Genomic DNA, 17,007 nt, shown 5'->3' with positions numbered 1-17,007 from the left:
GTGAACACCCAGGGGTGCACAAGGGGCGATTCCAAGATTCTCCCGAGGTGTGCACGATCGCGATCCGACACGAATGGCGCTTGGAATGGCACCGCAGGGTCGGAGTTGTTGCGCCGAGGTGTCTTGACACCCACCCCCACGTCGAACCAGCATCGAAGCGCTTCGAAAGCGTCTCACCGCTCCATCGCAAAGGGAATCCCACGTGACCGCACACACGCCGCCCACGCCGCCGTTCCGCGATCCGCGCCTGCCGTTCGCGAAGCGGATCGACGACCTCCTGTCGCGGCTGACACGGGAGGAGAAGACCGCTTTCCTGCACCAGTTCGCGCCCGCCGTCGAGCGGCTCGGCGTCGCCGCCTTCCGCACCGGCCAGGAGGCCCTGCACGGCGTGGCGTGGATGGGCCCGGCGACGGTGTTCCCGCAGGCCGTCGGTCTCGGCGCCACCTGGAACCCGGAGCTGGTGCGGCGGGTCGGCGACGCGGTGTCCAAGGAGGTCCGCGCGATGCGCGCCAAGGACGACCGGGTCGGGCTCAACGTGTGGGCCCCGACGGTCAACCTGCTGCGCCACCCGCTGTGGGGCCGTAACGAGGAGGGCTACTCGGAGGACCCGAAGCTCACCTCGGCGATCGCCACTGCCTACACACACGGCCTGCGCGGCGACCACCCCACCTACTGGCGCACCGCGCCCGTGCTGAAGCACTGGCTCGCCCACAACAACGAGACCGACCGGTCGACGACGTCGAGCTCGGTGCGTCCGCGCGTGCTGCACGAGTACGACCTGCGGGCCTTCCGCGAGACCGTCGAGGCGGGTGCGGTGGCCGGGGTGATGCCGGCGTACAACCTGGTCAACGGCCGCCCGAACCACGTCTCGCCCTACCTGGGCGAGCAGCTGCGGGCCTGGACCGACGAGGAGCTGCTGGTCTGCTCCGACGCGGGCGCGCCGAGCAACCTGGTCGACTCCGAGCACTACTTCGACACCCACGAGGAGGCCACCGCCGCCTCCCTGGTGGCGGGCGTCGACAGCTTCACCGACCACGGCACGGACTCCTCGCAGATGGTCGGGCGCCTGCGCGGTGCCCTGGAGCGCGGTCTGCTGACCGAGGCCGACCTCGACCGGGCCGTCCGGCGCCAGCTCTCGGTCCGCTTCCGTCTCGGCGAGTTCGACCCGGAGTACGACCCGCACGACGCGACCAGCGAGTTCGATTCCCCGGGGCACCGCGCCCTCGCCCGGGAGGCGGCCGAGCAGGCGGTCGTGCTGCTGAAGAACGACGGGGTGCTGCCGCTCGCCCCGGACACCCGTATCGCCGTGGTCGGTCTGCTCGCCGACGAGTGCAAGCTCGACTGGTACAGCGGCACGCTCCTGCACCGCTCGACCCCGCTGGAGGGCCTGTACGAGCGGTTCGGCGCGGAGCGGGTGGAGTTCGCGGAAGGTGTGGACCGGGTCCGGCTGAAGACCTCCGCGGGAGCGTTCCTGCATGTGCCGGTGGCGGAGGACGCCGCCGACGAGGTGCGCGGCGCCGAGGGCGCGCTCGACCCGGCGCTGCTCGCGGGCCGTACGGACCTGCCCCCGCTGACCACCGACGCGACCGGCACCGAGCTGGCGCTGGTCGACTGGGGCGAGGGCGTGCTGACGCTGCGCGCACCCGACGGGCGCTACCTGTCGGTCGCCGAGGACGGGTACGTCCGTGCCGCGGCCGACCAGCCGGGCGGGTGGATCGTCCAGGAGACGTTCAGCCTGGAACCGCACGGGGACGGGCACCTCCTCAAACACCGGGGAACGGGTCGCCACGTGTGTGTCTCCGCCGACGGCATGAAAGTTGCCGGGGAAGATCCCGAGGTGTTCGAGCTGGTCGTCGCCGAGCGCGGCGAGGAGGCGGTGGCGCGGGCCGCCGCGGCGGCCGACGTGGTCGTGGTGGTCGCGGGCAACGACCCACACATCAACGGCCGTGAGACGGAGGACCGTACGAGCCTGCGGCTGCCGGAGCACCAGGAACGGCTGCTGCGTGCCGCCCGCGCGGCGAACCCGGCGACCGTGCTCGCGCTGGTCTCCGCCTACCCGTACGCCGTCGACCCGGCCCTCCTCCCGGCCGTGCTGTGGACCGCGCACGGCGGCCAGGCGGCCGGCACCGCCCTGGCCCGTGTGCTGGCGGGCGACGTCTCCCCGGCCGGCCGGCTCCCGCAGACCTGGTACGCCGACGACGCCGATCTGCCGGGCCTCCTCGACTACGACGTGATCGGCTCCCGCCAGACGTATCTGTACTTCGAGGGCACGCCCCTGTTCCCCTTCGGGCACGGCCTGTCGTACACGTCGTTCGCGTACGACGGCCTGACGACCCGGATCGAGGACGGCACGCTGCACGTCTCGTTCTCGGTCGCCAACACCGGTGACGTCACCGCCGACGAGGTCGCCCAGCTCTACACGCGGGCCGTCGACCCGTCCGTACCGCGTCCGCGCCGCGAGCTGCTGGACCATCGCCGCGTCACTCTCGCCCCCGGTGCGGCGGCTGAGCTGAGCTTCGAAGTTCCGCTGACCGCCTTCGCGTTCTGGGACGTCGCGCAGGACCGGTGGCGCGTGCGGCCGGGCGCGTACGAGCTGCTGGCCGGGGCTTCGAGCGAGGACGTCCGGCTGCGGACGAACGTCACACTCGACGGCGAGCCCACCCTGCCGCGCGCGGTCCTGGCGGGCGGTCTGGCCGCGGCCGGATTCGACGAGCAGAGCGGCATCGAGATCGTCGACCGGACGAAGGTGTCGGGCGACGCGGTGACGCCGGTGGACGGGTCCACGGGTGAACTGGTCTACCGCGACTGCGACTTCGGCCGAGGTATCACCGGGGTGACGGTGGAGGTGGCCGGCGAGGGCACGGTCGAGGTGTCCGTCGACGACGGCCCGGCCCTCGCTGTGCTGCCAACCGCCGGTCCGACATCGGGCCCGTACGACTATGTCTCGCTCGGCGCGTCCGTCGCCGCCGCGGGCGTGCACGACGTCCGTCTCAGGCTGCGCGGCCGGCTGCGGCTCGCGCACGTCGGCTTCTCCGGTTGAGGGTCCGGAGCAGGCCGGCATAAAGAAGGGGCCCGGCACCGGAAGGCATCGGTGCCGGGCCTCTTCGCAGAGCCTATATGAAAATGGTTCCCATGTGCCAGAGCGATCGGGCTAGAGGTCGACCCCTGTCAGGACCAGCACCCGCTCGTACGTGTAGTCCTCCATGGCGAACCGCACGCCCTCGCGCCCCACGCCGGACTGCTTGACGCCGCCGTACGGCATCTGGTCGGCGCGGTAGGACGGCACGTCGCCGATGACGACACCGCCGACCTCCAGGGCGCGGTGGGCGCGGAAGGCGGTCCGCAGGTCGTGTGTGAAGACGCCCGCCTGGAGGCCGTACTTGGAGTCGTTGACGGCGGCGAAGGCCTCGGCCTCGCCGTCGACCTTCTGCACGGTGAGGACCGGGCCGAAGACCTCCTCGCAGGAGATCGTGACGTCGGCCGGTACGTCGGCCAGGACGGTCGGGGCGTAGGAGGCGCCGTCCCGCTTGCCGCCGGTGAGCAGCGCGGCACCGGCGTCCACGGCCTCCTGGACCCACGTCTCGACGCGCCTGGCGGCGTCCTCGCTGACCAGCGGGCCGACGTCGGTCGCGTCGTCGCCCGGGTCACCGGTGACCTGGGCCTCGACGGCGGCGACGACGCGCGGCAGCAGCCGGTCGTAGACCGACGCGTCGGCGATGACGCGCTGGACGGAGATGCAGGACTGGCCGCCCTGGTAGTTGGAGAAGGTGGCGATGCGCTGCGCCGCCCGGTCCAGGTCCGCGTCGCTCGCCCAGTCGGCGAGGACGACGGCCGCGCCGTTGCCGCCCAGCTCCAGGGTGCAGTGCTTGCGCGGCACCGAATCCATGATCGCGTAGCCGACCTTCTCGGAGCCGGTGAAGGAGATGACGGGCAGGCGCTCGTCCTGGACGAGGGCCGGCATCTTGTCGTTGGCGACGGGCAGGACGCTCCAGGAACCGGCCGGCAGCTCGGTCTCGGCCAGCAGGTCGCCGATGATCAGGCCGGACAGCGGGGTGGCCGGGGCCGGCTTCAGGATGATCGGCGCGCCGGCGGCGATGGCCGGGGCGATCTTGTGGGCGCAGAGGTTGAGCGGGAAGTTGAAGGGCGCGATGCCGAGCACGACGCCCTTCGGGAAGCGCCGGGTGAGGGCGAGCCGCCCCTGGCCGCCGAGGTCGGTGTCGAGGCGCTGGGCCTCGCCGCCGTTGAAGCGCCGGGCCTCCTCGGCGGCGAACCGGAAGACGGACACGGCCCGTCCGACCTCGCCGCGCGCCCACTTCAGGGGCTTGCCGTTCTCGGCCGAGATCAGCCGCGCGATCTCCTCGGTGCGCTCGACGAGGCGCTTGCTGACGTGGTCGAGGGCGGCGGCCCGTACGTGGGCGGGGGTGGCGGCGAACTCGTCGCGCACGGCGTACGCGGCGGCCACGGCCTCCTCGACCTGCGCGTCCGTCGGCACGCTCACCTTGCCGACGAGCCGCCCGTCCCACGGGGAGCTGACGTCGAAGGTGTCCTCGCCGGTGGCCTGGCGGCCGGCGAGCCAGAAGGCGTGGGTGGAAGTCATGTCTGTATTCCGGCCCTTCGGCGTCGGGGGTGGTCCTGTACTGCGGGTTCCCACGGTAGGGGCGGGGTGGCCGAACGGTGTTTGTACGGGGTGTAGCAGTGCGGGCCGCGAACACTACGGTTTGGCGGGCGGGGCCGGTTCCGTGGTCGTCGCCTTGAGAGCCAGCCAGAGTTCCATCCGGGCGTCCGCGTCGTCCAGGGAGCGGCCGAGGATCTCCTCGACGCGCCGCATGCGGTAGCGCAGGGTGTGCCGGTGGACGCCGAGGTCGGCCGCCGCCGCGTCCCACTGGCCGTGCCGGGACAGCCAGGCGCGCAGGGAGGCGACGAGGTCGCCGCGGCCCGTGGCGTCGTGCTCGTACAGCGGTCGCAGCATCCCGTCGGCGAAGGCCCGTACCGCGTCGTCCGCCAGCAGCGGCAGCACCGATCCGGCCGCCATCTGCTCGTGCTCCACCAGGACGCGTCCACGCCGCCGCGCCACCGACAGGGCCTGCTCGGCCTGCTTGTACGCGGAGGAGGCGGCGATGGGCCCGGCCGGTGCCGACAGGCCCACGACCAGCTCGGCCTCATCCCCGCCCGGCACCTTCTCGCGCCCGCCCGCCCGGGCGGTCTCCAGGGCTGCCGCGTACTCCCCGCAGGCAGCGGCGGCGGCACCGCGGTCCGCGGCCAGCACCACCAGCCGCTCCCCCTCGGGCACCACCAGGACGGCCTCGCCGGCCCGGGCCGCCGCGGACTCCATGACGTCGGCGAGCGCCGCGAGGGGGTCGCCGCCGGTGTCGGCCGCCGCGAGCGCGGCGGCGGAGGGCCGGTCGACGGCCGGGACGCCCGCCCAGGTCTCCGCACGGGTCAGCGCGGCCGACGCCGACACCGGTACCCGCTCCGCGACCAGCATCCGGAACGGCGCGTCCAGCAGCCCGCCGTACAGGCTTCCGGCGACCGTGCGCGCGTGATCCGGCTCCCCAGCCAGCAGCATGCGCAGCACCGCCGCGCCGACCCGCTGCTCGGCGGCCTGGAGGGACCGGGAGCGTTCCGTGGTCAGGGTCAGCAGGGCTATGGCCGAGTGGACCGCGTAGCGCTCGGCGGTGCCGAGGGCGGCGGCCGTGCCGACCGCGAGGGCCGCGCGAGGGCGCCGGCCCGTGCCGATGGTGTGCAGTTCGACCCGGTCCTCGTTCTCCGGCCCGCCGGCCACCGAGGAGGCGGGCGCGGGGCGTTCCCGCAGCCGCTCGATGTCGCCGGTGAGCCGCGCGGCCCGCCGTCCGGCCCACTCCGGTGCCGTGGCGACGACGGCGCCCGAGGCGTCGTACAGCGCCGCCCACCCGTCGACCTGCGAGGCCAGCGCGGACAGCAGCCCTTCCGGCCCGCCGGTCTGCGCCTGCCGGGTCAGCTCGCGCTGGGCGGCGAACCCTGCCGTGACGGCCCGGTACTGGTCGGCGGCGATGGCGGCGGACACGGCCTTGCTGATGGCGAGGAACGGGGTGCGGCGCGGCACCTCCAGCAGCGGCAGGCCCTCTTCCCCGGCCGCGTCGACGAGCGCCTTGGGCGTCTCCTCGTAGTTGACGCCTATGGCGAAGCCGAGCCCGACCACTCCGGCCCCGGCCAGCCGCCGCACGTAACGGCGCATGGCCTCCGGGTCCTCGGCGTCCAGCTTGAGCGCGGTGATCAGCAGCAGTTCCCCGCCCTCCATGTAGGGCACGGGGTCGGCCAGCTCGCTGACGTGTGCCCAGCGCACTGGCACGTCGAGGCGGTCTTCGCCCGCCCGCACGGTCAGTTTCAGCGCGGAGTGGTGGACGAGAGAGGCGAGCGTCGGGGGCATGAGGCCTTCATGTCTGCGTCAGGGCTGTGTGGTGCTGTGTGATCTTTGTGCTCTTTTGGCCTTCACGTATGAACGACCTGTGACGATTCTGCCTCACCGTACGGTCCCCGCGTACCGCACCAGCCCATAGAGGTCAGCCCCGAAGGTCCACCAGCAGCGGCGGCGCGTGCTCGCCCTTCACATCGGTCAGCGACAGCACCGCGTGCCCCGCCGGTACGCCGTGCGCCAGTTCGGACGCGGACCAGCGCTCCCGCTCGACCTGCCGCACGGTCACCGCACGCGCGGTCGGCGCCTTGCCGGTGATGACCCGGCGCAGCATGTGCACGGCCTTGCCCGCCGGGGTCTCGGCGATGATCTGCCGGTCGGTGACGTCCCGGGCCTCGATCCACTCCTTGCCCCACACCTCGGCGAAGTCCTGCCCGTCCCAGGGCGTGACCCCGGACAGCGCCATCCGGCAGCCGGTGGCCCCGAGCAGCGGTCCGCGCAGCGGCCGGGCCACGTCGTCCAGCGTCCGCAGGGTGAGCACGACACCGGCGTTGCCGGACCGCAACCGCTGGATGCCGCGCACGGCCTCCGGCGTCACCACACCGGTCGCGTCGTCCAGCACCAGGCAGGCGAACAGCGAACGGTCCTCGCGCACAGCGACACTCGCCGAGAACTGCGCGAGCACCAGCCGCGCCAGCATCCGGGAGGCGTCGGCGTGCCCGCGCTCGGGCAGGTCGATCCGCACCCGCACGGGGTGGTCGAGGGCCTTGAGGGTGAAGGGCCGGGTGGCCCCGGACGTGTCGAAGAACGAGGCGAAGGCGGGCCGGTCCAGCAGCGCGACCCGGTCCGCGAGCACCCCGCCGACGTCTCCCGGCTGCCCCATCTGCCGCTCCCGGGCGTCGAGTTCCCGCAGCAGCGACTCCTGCCCGCCGTCCTGCAGCCCCTGCCGCAGCGCGGCGAACGGCCCGGGCGAGCCGTCCAGGAGCTGCCGCAGCTCCGGTACGGAGGGAAAACGCCCGTGCACGGCCCGGAAAGGGCCGAGCAGCTGGGCGAGGACGGTCGTGGAGCGCCGGGTGTCACTGCCCGGGTGCGGATCGGCGAGGTCCCCGACGAGCGCCTCGGCGAGCACGGCGGCGGCCTCGTCCGGGTCGGCGGTCCCGCCGTACAGGTCGAGGTCGTACTCGGAGTCCTGGTTCCCGATCCGTACGACGACGTCGTACGCGTCGGCCGGCCCGAGCCCCGCGCCCGCCCCGCCGACCACGACGACCGCCGCCCGCCCGGCCAGCGCGTGCAGACACAGCGACTCGGCGAGGGGGCGGACGACGGTACCGGTCTTGCCGGACCCCGCGGGGCCGACGGCCACCAGCGAGGTACCGAGCAGGTCGGGCCCGAGGGCGAGCCCGGCCCCGCGGTAGGCGTAGGGGTTGCGGGAGTCGTCCACGGTGGTCCCGAGCCGCACCTGGCCGGTGAACAGGTCGTGCCGGGCGAGGCGCGCCGGCAGGTCCCGCTCCCCGGAGGGGTGGAGGCAGGCGGCCGCGCCGTCCCGCAGGACGGTGGAGCTGAAGGTGGCGAGGCTGTGCCGTCCGGTGCGCACGCCCTGCCAGGCCCGGACGATCCGGGCGTGGTCGACGTCCTTCATGAGCCCGGAGCGGGCCTCGGCGGCGAGGCGGTCGGCGGCGTCGACGGCTCCGGCGGCGCGGAGCTCGTTCCACTGGGCCGGGTCGTCCTGCGGATCCCGATCGGCCGCCTGGGGCTCCGGGCGGCGGAAGCGGGAGACGACGAAGCGGCGCCACACCTCGCCCCAGCGGCCGAGCCGGGCCACCCCGACCATGATCGCCAGGGCGACGAGCAGTTCGTACCCCTGGTACACGATGAACGTCCCGGTCTCACCGAGATCGCTGTCGCCGCCGCGCCAGGCATCGGGAATGATCAGGTCGAACGGCACCCACCACCAGTTGCCGAGGTATCCGTTCTGCAGCAGCGACCAGATCAGCCACCCCACCAGGAAGGCGATCAGCGCCCCGCTCAGCAACTGCCGGGTGGGGATCTCCTCGGGCTCCTCGGCGGGCCGCGGCCGGTGCCCGAACCGCCAGACGCCGGGTGCCGCGTCGGGCCGGGGCGTGCGCAGCCAGGTCAGGAAGGACGAGCCGTCGGGCACCGGCGACGTCCCGGGCGCCCGCGTGGGCCGGGGCGGCACGGCCGGTCCGTCCGGGGGCGCGCTCCGGCCGCCCGGTGGCTCGCCGGGGCCGTTCGGTGGCACCGAGGGCACCTCCGGCGCCCCCGCCGGACGCGGTACGGGACTCGCATGCGTACCCCGCGCCTCCTGCGTCCCGTCGCTGTCCATCGCCCTTTCCCCCTGACCAGCCGCTCCGTCCACCATCAGCGAGCCAATCTAACGCCCTCCCCGGGGGAGTTCACCGCTTACACGGCCGGGTCGTGGGCAGCAGCCCACCAGAGCGCCATGTCCACCCCGGACAAGCCGCCCCGCCGACAACGCCCACATGGAGCATGCCCACCCCCGTTTCCCCGCCCTAGCCTGCGAGAAAAGAAGCCAAGCGTCCGCAGAATCCCCTTCGCACCACCCAGGAGCCCCGCATGACCTCACTTCCGCAGGAGCGCCGCGTCGTCACCGCCATCCCCGGGCCGAAGTCGCAGGAACTGCAGGCCCGCCGCACCGCCGCGGTCGCGCAGGGCGTGGGCTCCGTACTGCCCGTGTTCACGGCGCGCGCGGGCGGCGGGATCATCGAGGACGTCGACGGCAACCGGCTCATCGACTTCGGCTCGGGCATCGCCGTGACGTCCGTCGGCGCCTCCGCCGAGGCCGTGGTCCGCCGGGCCTCCGCCCAGCTCGCCGACTTCACCCACACCTGTTTCATGGTCACGCCGTACGAGGGGTATGTCGAGGTCGCCGAGGCGCTCGCCGAGCTGACCCCCGGTGACCACGCCAAGAAGAGCGCCCTGTTCAACTCCGGCGCCGAGGCCGTCGAGAACGCCGTCAAGATCGCGCGTGCGTACACCAAGCGGCAGGCCGTGGTGGTGTTCGACCACGGCTACCACGGGCGTACCAACCTGACCATGGCGCTGACCTCGAAGAACATGCCGTACAAGCACGGCTTCGGGCCGTTCGCGCCCGAGGTCTACCGAGTGCCGGTGGCGTACGGCTACCGCTGGCCGACCGGCCCGGAGAACGCCGGCCCCGAGGCCGCCGCTCAGGCCATCGACCAGATCAGCAAGCAGGTCGGTGCCGAGAACGTCGCCGCCGTCATCATCGAGCCGGTGCTCGGCGAGGGCGGTTTCATCGAGCCGGCCGAGGGCTTCCTGCCGGCGATCCGCCAGTTCGCCTCGGACAACGGCATCGTCTTCGTCGCCGACGAGATCCAGTCCGGCTTCTGCCGTACGGGTCAGTGGTTCGCGTGTGAGGACGAGGGCATCGTCCCGGACCTGATCACCACCGCCAAGGGCATCGCCGGCGGTCTGCCGCTGGCCGCCGTGACGGGCCGCGCCGAGATCATGGACGCCGCGCACGCGGGCGGCCTGGGCGGCACCTACGGCGGCAACCCCGTCGCCTGCGCCGGTGCGCTCGGCTCCATCGAGACGATGAAGGAGCTCGACCTCAACACCCGGGCGAAGCACATCGAGGCGGTCATGAAGGCCCGCCTCACCGCCATGGCCGAGAAGTTCGACATCGTCGGCGACATCCGCGGGCGTGGCGCCATGATCGCCATCGAGCTGGTCAAGGACCGTGCCACCAAGGAGCCGAACCCGGAGGCGACCGCCGCGCTCGCCAAGGCCTGCCACGCCGAGGGCCTGCTGGTCCTGACCTGTGGCACCTACGGCAACGTGCTCCGCTTCCTGCCCCCGCTGGTGATCGGCGAGGACCTGCTGAACGAGGGCCTCGACATCATCGAGCAGGCGTTCGCCCGTATCTGACACGGCAGTTGCGCATCCGAGCCGCCGCCTGGGCGAGGGAGCCGTTCCGGTTCCGCTCCGGCGGCGGCGAGCGGCAGAGCGTGTGAAGAAGGTGTGCGAGGTGGATGACAGGCGGCCCTACGGCCTGTCCTCCGCCCCGCCCCTGTCGTAGGTTCTAACCAGATGAGAGATACACCCCCGCCCGCAGGGGACTGTGGGTGACATCAGGCCGGGGCCTCCCCAGCTTCGACCTGGTCGTGCCCTCGCGCACACAACCGGAGCCTGTGGCTCTGGATCTCCTCACCGATCGGACAGTCGCCCGCCCCAAACCCCCCGGGGCGCGCGACGTTCCGGTCCGGACGGCCGCCTCGGAACCACCCCCCCTGTTCCGGGGCGGCCGACCTCCCTCCTCTCGCTCACCGGCCATCGGCCTCCCGCGCCACGCGCTCCAGCCGCCGCCGGTGCTTCTCCCACCACTCCTGATCGCCTTCCGGCAGGTTGTCGCCGCTCTTCGTCAGCCCGGCACTGCCGTCGATGAGTTCCCGCACGATGTCGGCATGGCCCGCGTGCCGCTGCGTGTCGGCGATCACCCGCACCAGGACGTGGTGCAGTGTCACCTCCCGGCGCTCCTCGGGCCACCACGGGACGTGCCCGGTCGCGTCCAGTGCCAGCGCCTCGATCGTGCGGTCGGAGTGCCCCCACGCCGCGCGATAGAGCCCGGCGATCTGCTCGCGCGACTCGGCGGCGGTGGCCCACATGTCCGCGTTGGGTTCGGCGTCCCGCGTGTACCACCAGGGCGGGGGCGGCTCCTCGACGAAGTACGGCCGCCCGAACGTGTCGCCGAAATACCCCAGCTCCACCCCGGCGACGTGCTTCACCAGGCCCAGCAGGTTGGTCCCGGTCGGGGTGAGCGGGCGGCGGACGTCGTACTCGGAGAGCCCCTCGAGCTTCCAGAGCAGGGCGTCGCGGGCGTCCTGGAGGTAACGGAGCAGGTCGGCTTTCGGGCTGGGTCCGGTCATGCCGGGAGTCTGGCACCCGGCACTGATAACACGGCGGCCGTCCGCGCGGCGAAGGGCGTCCGTGCCCGTGCCAAGCTGTGCCCATGCCGATCTCCGGGAACCAGGTCCGCGACGAGCCCACCGTGCCGTACTCGCGCTTGCCGGCCCTCCTGCTCAGCCTCCCGGCCCTGCTCTTCGTCCTGATCACCTGGCAGGTCGTCGCCGACGGCCCGCTCATCCGCCTCGACGAGCGCGCCAGCGCCGAGCTCGTCCACCCGGACCGCTACTCCGAGCTCCTCGCCGACCTCGGCAACGTCCAGGTCGCGGTCCCGGTCCTCGCCGTCGCCCTCGGATACGTCGCCCTGCGGACCCGCCGTACGCGGCGCTGGTGGCTGCCGGTCACCGCGGCGGCCCTCCTCATGGCCCTGGTCCCGGCGCTGATCATCCCCCTCAAGGACCTCACGGACCGACCGGGCACCCCGGCCGTCCCGCCGGGCACCGGCTACTACCCCTCCGGCCACACCGCCACGGCCGCCATCGCCTACGGCTGCGCCACCCTGCTCCTGTTCCCCCGGCTCCGCACGCCCCTCGCCCGCGGCGCCCTGGTCATCGCCTGCGCCGCCCTCGTACTCGGCGCGAGCTACGGCCTGGTCCGCCGTGGCTACCACTGGCCACTGGACGTGGCGGCCAGCTGGTGTCTGTGCGCGGTGCTGCTCTCCTCGCTGTGGCTGTTCCTCAGGCGGGGGACGGCCGGACAGCCGCGGTGAGTCCCGGCCACCGGTCGCATGCTCTAGTCCTCCCGTTCCGTGGCCAGCCGCGCCGCCGCCTCGTGCATCGCCAGTTCCAGCAGCGCCGGGTCCGTCAGCATGCCCGAGCCGTCCGGCGGGATCAGCCAGCGGACGCCGCCGGGTGAGGAGCGGCCCGGGTACGGCACGACGATCCAGGTGCCGGCGCCCGCGGTCCTGATGCCCGTGCCCAGCCAGCGGGCCGCGGTGCCCGGCGGCACGAAGAACCCGATGCGCTCGTCGCCGAAGTCGACGAGCACGGGCCCCGGCCGGTCGAGCACGCGGCTGAGCACGTCCAGCGTGGCGTAGCCGAGGTCGCCGGGCAGGATGAGCACGTCCCAGGCGCCGCCGGCCGGCAGCAGCGCGACCCCGAGCGGGTTGCGCTCCCACTCCCAGCGGCAGGCCTCGGGGTCGGGCGCGGCGGATGCGAGCCACTCGGCCGCCGTCTTCGCACCGGTCATGAGGAGACCCCCTGTTCTCTCGTGAAGCTCGTGGATCTCGGGGGCGCGCGGCGCGTCCCGAGGGCGTCACGAGGGAGAAGGGGGTCTCCGTAGGTCATTACGCGGGTTTCGCATCCTCGTTGGAGTGAACCGGATCGCACCCGCCCGGTCAGCTGTCGAAGCCCAGCCCCAGCCGGTCCATCGTGCGCAGCCACAGGTTGCGGCGGCCGCCCTGGGCGTCCGCGCGGGCCAGGGACCACCTGGTGAGGGCGATGCCCGTCCAGGCGAAGGGCTCCGGGGGGAAGGGCAGGGGCTTCCGGCGGACCATCTCCAGTTCCGTGCGTTCCGTGCGCTCACCGGCCAGCAGGTCCAGCATCACCTCGGCGCCGAAGCGGGTGGAGCCGACGCCCAGGCCCGTGTAGCCGGCCGCGTAGGCGACCTTCTTCTGGTGGGCGGTGCCGAAGAACGCCGAGAAGCGGGAGCAGGTGTCGATCGCGCCGCCCCAGGCGTGACTGAAGCGGACACCCTCCAGCTGCGGGAAGCAGGTGAAGAAGTGCCCGGCGAGCTTGGCGTAGGTCTCCGGGCGGTCGTCGTACTCGGCACGGACGCGGCCGCCGTAGGGGTAGATCGCGTCGTAGCCGCCCCACAGGATCCGGTTGTCGGCGGAGAGGCGGAAGTAGTGGAACTGGTTGGCGCTGTCGCCGAGTCCCTGGCGGTTCTTCCAGCCGATCGAGTCGAGCTGCTCGGGGGTGAGCGGCTCGGTCATCAGGGCGTAGTCGTAGACCGGGACGGTGTACGAGCGGACGCGTCTGACCAGGTTCGGGAAGATGTTCGTGCCGAGGGCGACCTGGCGGGCGCGGATCCGGCCGTAGGGGGTGCGTACGGCCATGCCGGGGCCGTACGGCTTCAGGGTCAGGGCGGGGGTGTGCTCGTAGACCCGGACGCCGAGTTCCACGCACGCCCGCTTCAGGCCCCAGGCGAGCTTCGCCGGGTTCAGCATGGCCACGCCCCTGCGGTCCCACAGGCCCGCCTGGAAGGTGGGTGAGTCCACCTGCTCCCGTACGGCGTCCGCGTCCAGGAACTCGACGCCCTCGGCGAGGCCCCGGCGGGCCGTCTCCTCGTGCCAGTCGCGCAGTTCTGCCGCCTGGTACGGCTCGGTCGCGACGTCGATCTCGCCGGTGCGTTCGAAGTCGCAGTCGATGGAGTGCCGGGCGACCGCGGCCTCGATCTCGTCGAGGTTGCGGCTGCCGAGCTCCTGGAGCTTGTGGATCTCCTCGGGCCAGCGGGCGAGGCCGTTGGGCAGGCCGTGGGTGAGGGAGGCGGCGCAGAAGCCGCCGTTGCGGCCGGAGGCGGCCCAGCCCACCTCGCGGCCCTCCACCAGCACCACGTCACGTGCCGGGTCGCGTTCCTTGGCGATCAGCGCCGTCCACAGTCCGCTGTAGCCGCCGCCGACGACCAGCAGGTCGCAGGTCTCGGAGGTGGTGAGGGCGGGTTCCGGACGGGGCCGGCCGGGGTCGTCCAGCCAGTACGGGACCGGCTGGACGTCGGAAAGCGAATGTGTCCACTGATTCATGGCGCTCGGGGCCATGATTTCAACTCCCTACGGCTATGCCTTTTGCTTGTTCCGGCGGTTTCCGACCGCCATGGAAACCAGGACGAACAGTACGGCGACAATGAACATGGCCGTGCCGATGACATTGATCTGAACGGGCGTTCCGCGCTGCGCCGAGCCCCAGACGAACATGGGGAAGGTGACGGTGGATCCCGCGTTGAAATTGGTGATGATGAAATCGTCGAAGGACAACGCGAAGGCGAGCAGCGCGCCCGCCGCGATACCCGGAGCCGCGATCGGCAGGGTGACCCGGACGAAGGTCTGGAACGGGCCCGCGTAGAGGTCCCGTGCCGCCTCCTCCAGTTTGGGGTCCATCGACATCACGCGCGCCTTGACGGCCGTGACCACGAAACTCAGGCAGAACATGATGTGCGCGATGAGAATCGTCCAGAAGCCCAGCTGGGCGCCCATGTTGAGGAACAGGGTGAGCAGCGAGGCGGCCATGACGACCTCGGGCATCGCCATCGGCAGGAAGATCAGCGAGTTCACGGCGGAGCGGGCCCGGAACCGGTAACGGACCAGCGCGAAGGCGATCAGGGTGCCGAGGAGGGTGGCGCCGAGCGTGGCCCAGACGGCGATCTGGAGGCTGAGCGACAGCGAGCCGCACAGATCGGAGACCCCGCACGGGTCCTTCCAGGCGTCCAGCGAGAACCGCTGCCATTCGTAGTTGAAGCGCCCCTTCGGTTTGTTGAAGGAGAACACCGTCACGATGACGTTCGGCAGCAGGAGATAGCAGAGTGTCAGGAGTCCCGCGATGACCACGAGATTCCTCTTGAGCCAGTTGACGAAGGGCATTTAGACCAGATCCTCCGTCCCGGACCTGCGGATGTAGAGGGTGACCATGAGCAGAATGGCCGCCATGAGAATGAAGGAGAGTGCGGCCGCCGTCGGATAGTCCAGCACCCTCAGGAACTGCGTCTGGATGACGTTTCCGACCATGCGGGTGTCCGTGGAGCCGAGGAGGTCGGCGTTGACGTAGTCGCCGGTCGCCGGGATGAAGGTGAGCAGCGTGCCGGAGACGACTCCCGGCATCGACAGCGGGAAGGTGACCTTGCGGAAGGTCGTCCAGGGCTTGGCGTACAGATCGCCCGCGGCCTCGTGCAGCCGGCCGTCGATGCGCTCCAGCGAGGTGTAGAGCGGCAGGATCATGAACGGCAGGAAGTTGTACGTCAGACCGCAGACCACCGCGAGCGGCGTGGCCAGGACGCGGTCGCCGGCGGTCCAGCCGAGCCAGTTGGTGACGTCCAGGACGTGCAGCGTGTCGAGCGCGCCGACCAGCGGGCCGCCGTCCGCGAGGATCGTCTTCCAGGCGAGGGTGCGGATCAGGAAGCTGGTGAAGAACGGCGCGATCACCAGGATCATGATCAGGTTCCGCCAGCGGCCCGCGCGGAAGGCGATCAGATACGCGAGCGGGTAGCCGAGCAGCAGGCACAGGACCGTGGCGGTGCCCGCGTAGAGCACCGACCTGATGAACTGCGGCCAGTACGCGGACAGGGCGTCCCAGTACGTCGCGACGTGCCAGGTGACCTTGTAGCCCTCCTCCAGGGAGCCCGTCTGCACGGACGTGGAGGCCTGGTAGATCATCGGCAGCGCGAAGAAGACCAGCAGCCAGAGGATGCCGGGCAGCAGCAGCCAGTACGGCGTCCAGCGGCCCCTGCGCTTCGAGGGTTTCGGTTCGGGAGCTTCCGGTGCGAGGGGCGGTGGCGCCTCGGTGAGTGTGGACATCAGGCCGCCTCTTCCACTCCGGCGTCGGCGTCCTGCGCCGCGTCCAGACCGAAGGTGTGGGCCGGATTCCAGTGCAGGACGACCTCGGCGCCGGGCACCAGGCGGGGGTCGCGGTCGATGTTCTGGGCGTAGACCTCGAAGTCGGCACAGACCGGGCTGTCGACGACGTACTGCGTCGAGACGCCGATGAAGCTGGAGTCGGCGATCCGGCCCGTGATGCGGTTGCGGCCCTCCGGTATCTCCCCGGCGTCGTCCGCGTGGGTCAGGGATATCTTCTCGGGGCGGACCCCGACCAGCACCTTTCCGCCGGTCGTGGTGGGCGCGCCGCACCGGGACCCGGGCAGGACGAGCTTGCCGCCGCCCGCCTTCAGCACGATCTCGTCGCCGCTCCTGGAGTCGACCTCGGCCTCGATGAAGTTCGAGGTGCCGAGGAAGTTGGCGACGAACGTGGTGCGCGGGTTCTCGTAGAGGTCGGTGGGCGCGCCCAGCTGCTCCACGCGGCCCGCGTTCATCACGGCGACCGTGTCGGCCATGGTCATGGCCTCCTCCTGGTCGTGCGTGACGTGCACGAAGGTGATGCCGACCTCGGTCTGGATTCGCTTGAGCTCCAGCTGCATCTGACGGCGCAGCTTGAGGTCGAGGGCGCCGAGCGGCTCGTCGAGCAGGAGCACCTTGGGGTGGTTGATCAGCGCGCGGGCCACGGCGACGCGCTGCTGCTGGCCGCCGGAGAGCTGGTGCGGCTTCTTGCGGGCCTGCTCGCCGAGCTGCACGAGGTCGAGCATCTCCCCGACCTGCTTCTTCACCGACTTGATGCCGCGCCGGCGCAGACCGAAGGCGACGTTCTCGAAGATGTCGAGGTGCGGGAAGAGGGCGTACGACTGGAAGACCGTGTTCACCGGCCGCTTGTACGGCGGGAGCGCGGTCACGTCCTGGCCACCCAGTGACACGGTCCCGGCGGAAGGTTCCTCCAGGCCGGCGATCATGCGCAGGGTGGTGGTCTTGCCGCAGCCGGAGGCGCCGAGCAGGGCGAAGAAGGAGCCCTGCGGCACGGTCAGGTCGAGCGGGTGGACGGCGGTGAAGGCGCCGTAGGTCTTGGCTATGCCCTTGAGGCGGACTTCGCCCGTGGCGTCTGTCGTGTTCGTCATGG

The 17,007-nt window shown here is 71.9% G+C and carries 12 protein-coding genes; 3 read left to right on the top strand and 9 right to left on the bottom strand.

Annotation, left to right across the window (positions count from 1 at the left end; genetic code table 11):
• Positions 1-202: 202 nt before the first annotated feature.
• A complete protein-coding gene (locus tag ACFZBT_RS14805; RefSeq protein WP_391102847.1) occupies positions 203-3,040 on the top strand; it encodes a glycoside hydrolase family 3 C-terminal domain-containing protein in 2,838 nt (945 codons plus the stop codon).
• 111 nt (positions 3,041-3,151) lie between these two features.
• Here ACFZBT_RS14805 and ACFZBT_RS14800 read toward each other — a convergent pair whose 3' ends face one another.
• The 3 genes from ACFZBT_RS14800 to ACFZBT_RS14790 all read right to left on the bottom strand — a co-directional run bounded on the left by ACFZBT_RS14800 (position 3,152) and on the right by ACFZBT_RS14790 (position 8,735).
• Positions 3,152-4,597: an aldehyde dehydrogenase family protein gene (locus tag ACFZBT_RS14800; protein ID WP_391102845.1), complete on the bottom strand. Its 1,446-nt coding sequence runs from the start codon at positions 4,595-4,597 to the stop codon at positions 3,152-3,154.
• A gap of 114 nt (positions 4,598-4,711) precedes the next feature.
• Entirely contained in the window at positions 4,712-6,406 is a 1,695-nt protein-coding gene (locus tag ACFZBT_RS14795; RefSeq protein ID WP_391102843.1) for a PucR family transcriptional regulator ligand-binding domain-containing protein, read from the bottom strand.
• 133 nt (positions 6,407-6,539) lie between these two features.
• The gene (locus ACFZBT_RS14790) at positions 6,540-8,735 is read right to left on the bottom strand and encodes an ATP-binding protein (protein ID WP_391102840.1); all 2,196 of its coding nucleotides are present in this window, start codon (positions 8,733-8,735) and stop codon (positions 6,540-6,542) included.
• A gap of 251 nt (positions 8,736-8,986) precedes the next feature.
• On the opposite strand from ACFZBT_RS14790, the gene gabT reads away from it, so the two are divergent.
• Entirely contained in the window at positions 8,987-10,321 is a 1,335-nt protein-coding gene (gabT, locus tag ACFZBT_RS14785) for a 4-aminobutyrate--2-oxoglutarate transaminase (protein WP_391102838.1), read from the top strand.
• Positions 10,322-10,716: 395 nt separating this feature from the next.
• On the opposite strand, the gene ACFZBT_RS14780 is transcribed toward gabT, so the two are convergent.
• Positions 10,717-11,319, bottom strand: coding sequence for a DUF664 domain-containing protein (locus tag ACFZBT_RS14780; RefSeq protein ID WP_391102836.1), 603 nt, complete (start codon positions 11,317-11,319; stop codon positions 10,717-10,719).
• Positions 11,320-11,402: 83 nt separating this feature from the next.
• Here ACFZBT_RS14780 and ACFZBT_RS14775 point away from each other — a divergent pair, with 83 nt between their 5' ends.
• Positions 11,403-12,065 (top strand): phosphatase PAP2 family protein, encoded by a 663-nt coding sequence (locus tag ACFZBT_RS14775; RefSeq protein WP_391102834.1) that lies wholly within the window; start codon positions 11,403-11,405, stop codon positions 12,063-12,065.
• Positions 12,066-12,088: 23 nt separating this feature from the next.
• Here ACFZBT_RS14775 and ACFZBT_RS14770 read toward each other — a convergent pair whose 3' ends face one another.
• The 5 genes from ACFZBT_RS14770 to ACFZBT_RS14750 form a co-directional block, all read right to left on the bottom strand.
• Entirely contained in the window at positions 12,089-12,544 is a 456-nt protein-coding gene (locus ACFZBT_RS14770) for a hypothetical protein (protein WP_391102832.1), read from the bottom strand.
• A 148-nt stretch (positions 12,545-12,692) separates the two neighbouring features.
• Positions 12,693-14,111 (bottom strand): FAD-dependent oxidoreductase, encoded by a 1,419-nt coding sequence (locus ACFZBT_RS14765; RefSeq protein ID WP_391102830.1) that lies wholly within the window; start codon positions 14,109-14,111, stop codon positions 12,693-12,695.
• Positions 14,112-14,129: 18 nt separating this feature from the next.
• On the bottom strand, positions 14,130-14,930 hold the full coding sequence (locus ACFZBT_RS14760; RefSeq protein WP_391102828.1) for an ABC transporter permease subunit: 801 nt from the start codon (positions 14,928-14,930) through the stop codon (positions 14,130-14,132).
• Positions 14,931-15,860, bottom strand: coding sequence for an ABC transporter permease subunit (locus ACFZBT_RS14755; protein WP_391102825.1), 930 nt, complete (start codon positions 15,858-15,860; stop codon positions 14,931-14,933). It abuts the gene before it with no gap.
• The gene (locus ACFZBT_RS14750) at positions 15,860-17,005 is read right to left on the bottom strand and encodes a polyamine ABC transporter ATP-binding protein (RefSeq protein ID WP_391102823.1); all 1,146 of its coding nucleotides are present in this window, start codon (positions 17,003-17,005) and stop codon (positions 15,860-15,862) included. The genes ACFZBT_RS14755 and ACFZBT_RS14750 overlap by 1 nt, the downstream gene beginning before the upstream one ends.
• Between the last annotated feature and the right edge of the window lie 2 nt (positions 17,006-17,007).

It is taken from the genome of Streptomyces sp. NPDC008137 (assembly GCF_042957035.1).
Lineage (GTDB): Bacteria > Actinomycetota > Actinomycetes > Streptomycetales > Streptomycetaceae > Streptomyces.
Note: the sequence above shows the minus strand (reverse complement) of the source record. Positions and strands in the feature narration are given on the sequence as shown.

Bases quoted from the DNA above. Each gene is read 5' to 3' on its own strand.
- ACFZBT_RS14800 (WP_391102845.1), bottom strand. From the start codon at position 4,597: ATGACTTCCACCCACGCCTTCTGGCTCGCCGGCCGCCAGGCCACCGGC.
- ACFZBT_RS14795 (WP_391102843.1), bottom strand. From the start codon at position 6,406: ATGCCCCCGACGCTCGCCTCTCTCGTCCACCACTCCGCGCTGAAACTG.
- ACFZBT_RS14790 (WP_391102840.1), bottom strand. From the start codon at position 8,735: ATGGACAGCGACGGGACGCAGGAGGCGCGGGGTACGCATGCGAGTCCC.
- gabT (WP_391102838.1), top strand. From the start codon at position 8,987: ATGACCTCACTTCCGCAGGAGCGCCGCGTCGTCACCGCCATCCCCGGG.
- ACFZBT_RS14780 (WP_391102836.1), bottom strand. From the start codon at position 11,319: ATGACCGGACCCAGCCCGAAAGCCGACCTGCTCCGTTACCTCCAGGAC.
- ACFZBT_RS14775 (WP_391102834.1), top strand. From the start codon at position 11,403: ATGCCGATCTCCGGGAACCAGGTCCGCGACGAGCCCACCGTGCCGTAC.
- ACFZBT_RS14770 (WP_391102832.1), bottom strand. From the start codon at position 12,544: ATGACCGGTGCGAAGACGGCGGCCGAGTGGCTCGCATCCGCCGCGCCC.
- ACFZBT_RS14765 (WP_391102830.1), bottom strand. From the start codon at position 14,111: ATGGCCCCGAGCGCCATGAATCAGTGGACACATTCGCTTTCCGACGTC.
- ACFZBT_RS14760 (WP_391102828.1), bottom strand. From the start codon at position 14,930: ATGCCCTTCGTCAACTGGCTCAAGAGGAATCTCGTGGTCATCGCGGGA.
- ACFZBT_RS14755 (WP_391102825.1), bottom strand. From the start codon at position 15,860: ATGTCCACACTCACCGAGGCGCCACCGCCCCTCGCACCGGAAGCTCCC.
- ACFZBT_RS14750 (WP_391102823.1), bottom strand. From the start codon at position 17,005: ATGACGAACACGACAGACGCCACGGGCGAAGTCCGCCTCAAGGGCATA.